Consider the following 4,825-nt stretch of genomic DNA (forward strand, 5'->3'; position numbering starts at 1 on the left):
CGCCGCCGAGCTGACGACGACAATCGAGCCCCCGTGGCCGGCGTCGATCATCGCGGGAATGGTGGCGCGCAGGGTGCGCCACGTGCCGGTGAGGTTGATCCCGACGACCGTGTCCCACTGCTCGTCGGTGAGCTCCCAGACCCGGCCCCAGCCAAGCACTCCGGCGTTGGCCACCACGATGTCGAGCCGGCCGAACTGTTCGACGCCGTCGGCCACCAGCTGCCGCAGTGCCGCGTCATCGCGGATGTCGACTTCGCGGGCCAGCACCTTGCGTCCCTCGGCCTCCACCAGTCGGACGGTTTCGGCCAGGTCCTCGGGCGCGGCCGGCGTGTAGGTCACGGTGGCCGCCGCCGGGCCACAGATGTCGAGCGCGATGATGTCGGCGCCCTCCCGCGCGAGCCGCACCGCATGCGACCTCCCCTGCGCCCGGGCCGCGCCGGTGATGAATGCCACCCGTCCCTGCAGTGATCCAGCCACGCAGCAAGGCTAGCAGCGGAACTGGAACGTGTTCTAACTAACCCGGGGTTCAGATTTCGGAGATGATCTGGGCCCGCCGACCGCTGTACTCCTGGTCGCTCAGCGCACCGCTGGCCCGCAGCGTCTCCAGCTCTTGGAGCCGCTGCGCGATCGACTGCTGGGGCGGCGTGGCGACCGGTGCCGGGCCGCCCGCCGCCGCCGGCTGGGGGGCCGGTGCCTGCTGTTCGGCCGCCCGTCGGACCACGGCCTGGATCTGCTGGCGCAGTGCGGGATTGGACCGGATGTCGACCATCTGATTGAGCGGAACGTGGTTGGCCTTGAGGATCTGCAGGATCTCCATCAGCGGGCCGGCCTGCCCGCTGAGGTCGTAGGTCCTGTTGTCTTCGGCCACGGTGAACTGAGCCGGCACCAGCCCGTTGACCAGAGCGCTGCGTTCCCAGTCGATCCGGTATTCCCGGGTCGTGGGGTTGACCAGCACCACGACCTTGCGGGCGTTGAGGTTGCCCAGGCGCGTGACGCTGGCGATCACCCGGTCTTCGGTGTCGAACGGCGGAAACCCGGGCCCGGCGATGTGCAGGTGCACCTTGACGACCTGTTGATTGTTGATCCACGTCCCGGTCTCGCTGAGCCCGGTGATCTGGGCCAGCGCCAGCACGCCGTTCTGCTCTAGCTCCGCGTTCTTGGCGGACGACTTCGCCCCATAGTTGGCCAGTGCGAGCGCGATCACCACGTCGGCCACCGTGATCAGCAGGCCGACGTAGAGCATCCAGCCCAGCAGGTCCTTGAACCCAAGGGTGAAGTAGACGACCAAAAATATCGGCCCCACGAGGCCGCCGCACAGCAAAACGATCAACTGTGCCTTCAGGTAGCGCGCCAACACGTGTCTCTCCTAGTCTCGCTGGGAAGTCCGTGTCAGATTAGCGCTCGACCGGCGGCCGCGATACCCAGGCGCGCAAACCGCTTGCGAACCCGAGTCACTCCTCGGCGGGCTCGGCCGCCGCGGCCGTCGCCGCAGAGTAGGCCGGCGTCGCGGGTCGTACCGGCGCCGACGAGCCGACAGGCGCCGCCGCCGGCACCGCCGCGGGCAGTGGTGTCCCCGCGTATCCGTTGAGGCCGACCTCCTCGGCGGCTTCCGTGGCCCCCACGGCACCGCCGGACCCGAGCAGCCCGCCGCTGCCGCCGGCCGCGGGGACAGCGCCGAGGTTTTGGCCCACAACCAAGCTGCCCGTGAAACCGGCTCCGCCCATACCGAACGGTTCGCCGCCGCCGGCGGCCGCGGCAGCGGGACCGACACTTGCCACCAGCCGACCCGTCGCACCGGCGCCGCCGGGACCGAACGCGCCGGAACCCGCGCTGGGCGCGAACGGCAGCGCGGGGCTGACGCCGTTGCCGGCCGGGACGGCCGCCGCCGACGCCTGCCCGGGCGCGCTGACCCCGCCCAGCGCCGCCTGCTCCACCGTCTGCAGCGGGGAGGCGTTCGCGGCCTCGGCGAGAGCATATTGCGCCGCGCCGCCGCTCATGAGTTCGACAAACTGCTGGTGGAACAACGCCGCCTGCGCGCTGAGCGCCTGGTAGACCTCGGCATGCGCGCCGAACAGCGTCGCGATGGTGGCCGACACTTCGTCGGCACCCGCGGCCAGCACCCCCGACGTCGGGCCCAACGCCGCAGCGTTGGCCGAGCTGATCGTCGAGGCGATGTTCGCCAGATCGGATGCCGCCCCGGCCAGGTACTCCGGGGTCGCGAACACGAACGACATCCCAACCTCCCGGGAGGGCCGCGACTAACGAAGCAATCGCCCTGTCATTAGACACGGACGTAATAGGTGTAAATCTATCGCAACCTGTGCCGTCCAGGCTCAGTTTCGCCAATTGCGCGGACCGGGAAACGCACGAGGCCCGGGCGGCCGATCGGCAGCCCGGGCCTCGTATCGAACAGACCTACTTGATGATCTTGACGACCCGGCCGGCGCCGACGGTGCGGCCACCCTCGCGGATCGCGAACCGCAGGCCCTCGTCCATGGCGACCGGCTGGATCAGCTTGACGGAGATGTTGGTGTTGTCACCGGGCATCACCATCTCGGTGCCCTCCGGCAGCGTCACCACACCGGTCACGTCGGTGGTGCGGAAGTAGAACTGCGGACGATAGTTGTTGAAGAACGGCGTGTGACGGCCGCCCTCGTCCTTGGACAGGATGTAGACCTGGCCCTCGAACTCGGTGTGCGGAGTGGTCGTGCCGGGCTTGGTGACGACCTGGCCGCGCTCGACGTCCTCCCGCTTGATACCGCGCAGCAACAGACCGACGTTGTCGCCGGCCTGGCCCTGGTCGAGCAGCTTGCGGAACATCTCCACGCCGGTGACCGTCGTCTTGGTGCTGGTCGGCCTGATGCCGACGATCTCGACTTCCTCGTTCACGTTGATCACGCCGCGCTCCACACGACCGGTGACCACGGTGCCGCGGCCGGTAATGGTGAAGACGTCCTCGACGGGCATCAGGAACGGCTTGTCGGTCTCGCGGACAGGGTCCGGAATCGACTCGTCGACCGCGGCCATCAGCTCCTCGACGGACTCGACCCACTTCGCGTCGCCTTCGAGCGCCTTGAGCGCCGAGACGCGCACGACCGGGGCGTCCTCGTCGAATTCCTGGGCGGCCAAAAGCTCGCGGACCTCCAGCTCGACGAGCTCGAGCAGCTCCTCGTCGTCCACGGCGTCGGCCTTGTTCAGCGCGACCAGGATGTAGGGCACCCCGACCTGGCGGGCCAGCAGCACGTGCTCGCGGGTCTGGGGCATCGGGCCGTCGGTCGCGGCCACCACCAGGATCGCGCCGTCCATCTGCGCCGCGCCGGTGATCATGTTCTTGATGTAGTCGGCGTGACCCGGGGCGTCGACGTGGGCGTAGTGCCGCTTTTCAGTCTGGTACTCCACGTGCGAAATGTTGATGGTGATACCGCGCTGACGTTCCTCGGGCGCGTTGTCGATCTGGTCGAACGCCTTCGACTCGTTCAGGGTTGGGTACTTATCGTGCAGGACCTTGGTGATCGCCGCGGTCAGTGTGGTCTTGCCGTGGTCAACGTGACCGATGGTCCCGATGTTGACGTGGGGCTTGGTCCGCTGGAACTTCGCCTTCGCCACTGTTGTGTCCTCCGACTTGTTGGTGCTTTGTTAAGCAGTGTTGGTGTTTTCCGTTGTGCCGCGGTTCTGACCCGGCAAGGTTACTCCGAACTGATGCTCACTGGCCCGTCGCCTTCGCGATGATCTCCTTCGACACGTTCGCCGGCACTTCGGCGTACGAGTCGAACACCATGGAGTAGTTCGCCCGGCCTTGAGTCTTGGACCGCAGGTCGCCGACGTAGCCGAACATCTCCGACAGCGGCACGTGCGCCTTGACCACGCGTGCACCGCTCCGCTCCTCCATGGCCTGAATCTGGCCACGGCGGGAGTTCAGGTCGCCGATCACGTCGCCCATGTAGTCCTCGGGCGTGGTGACCTCGACGGCCATGATCGGTTCCAGAATCACCGGTTGTGCTTGCGTGGCAGCCTTTTTCAGTACCTGCGAACCGGCGATCTTGAACGCCATCTCCGAGGAGTCGACCTCGTGGAAGGCGCCATCGAGCAGGGTGACTTTGAGGTTCACCAGCGGATAACCCGCCAGCACGCCGTACTGCATCGCATCCTGCGCACCGGCGTCCACCGACGGGATGTACTCCCGCGGGATGCGGCCACCGGTGACCTTGTTCTCGAACTCGTAGGTGGCACCGTCCTCGCCGGTGAACGGCTCCAGGTTGATGATCACCTTCGCGAACTGGCCCGAGCCACCCGTCTGCTTCTTGTGGGTGAACTCGATGTTCTGCGCGGCCCGCTTGATGGTCTCCTTGTAGGCCACCTGCGGCTTGCCGACGTTGGCCTCGACCTTGAACTCGCGGCGCATGCGGTCCACCAGGATGTCCAGGTGCAGCTCGCCCATCCCGCCGATCACGGTCTGGCCGGTCTCCTGGTCCAGGTGCACCTTGAACGTCGGGTCCTCCTCGGCGAGCTTCTGGATCGACAGGCTCAGCTTCTCCTGGTCGCTCTTGGTCTTCGGCTCGATGGCCACCTCGATCACCGGCGCGGGGAAGGTCATCGACTCGAGGACGACCTGCTTGTTCGGGTCGCACAGGGTGTCACCGGTGGTGGTGTCCTTCAGACCGATCACCGCGTAGATGTGACCGGCACTGGCCCGTTCGACCGGGTTCTCCTTGTTGGAGTGCATCTGGAACAGCTTGCCCAGCCGCTCCTTTTTGCCCTTGGTGGAGTTGATGACCTGGCTGCCGGACTCGACGGTGCCCGAGTACACGCGGATGTAGGTGAGCTT

5 protein-coding genes are annotated in these 4,825 nt (G+C 67.0%); all 5 read right to left on the reverse strand.

Annotated features, from left to right (window positions below; all coding sequences use genetic code 11):
* On the reverse strand, window positions 1-477 hold a 477-nt coding region (locus tag VMD50_RS29275; protein ID WP_325433401.1), incomplete at its 3' end, for an SDR family NAD(P)-dependent oxidoreductase.
* A 49-nt stretch (window positions 478-526) separates the two neighbouring features.
* The gene (locus tag VMD50_RS29280; protein WP_325433404.1) at window positions 527-1,357 is read right to left on the reverse strand and encodes an SHOCT domain-containing protein; all 831 of its coding nucleotides are present in this window, start codon (window positions 1,355-1,357) and stop codon (window positions 527-529) included.
* Window positions 1,358-1,451: 94 nt separating this feature from the next.
* Window positions 1,452-2,234: a PE family protein gene (locus tag VMD50_RS29285; RefSeq protein ID WP_325433405.1), complete on the reverse strand. Its 783-nt coding sequence runs from the start codon at window positions 2,232-2,234 to the stop codon at window positions 1,452-1,454.
* A 181-nt stretch (window positions 2,235-2,415) separates the two neighbouring features.
* Window positions 2,416-3,606 carry an elongation factor Tu gene (gene tuf / locus VMD50_RS29290; RefSeq protein ID WP_325433407.1) on the reverse strand — a complete coding sequence of 397 codons (1,191 nt, stop codon included), beginning with the start codon at window positions 3,604-3,606 and terminating at the stop codon, window positions 2,416-2,418.
* Window positions 3,607-3,703: 97 nt separating this feature from the next.
* A partial coding sequence (locus tag VMD50_RS29295) for an elongation factor G (protein WP_325433409.1) occupies window positions 3,704-4,825 on the reverse strand: 1,122 nt, incomplete at its 5' end.

This window comes from Mycobacterium sp., assembly GCF_035506235.1.
Lineage (GTDB): Bacteria > Actinomycetota > Actinomycetes > Mycobacteriales > Mycobacteriaceae > Mycobacterium.

Coding starts and splice junctions, on each gene's coding strand:
- VMD50_RS29285 (WP_325433405.1), bottom strand. CDS start 2,234: ATGTCGTTCGTGTTCGCGACCCCGGAGTACCTGGCCGGGGCGGCATCC.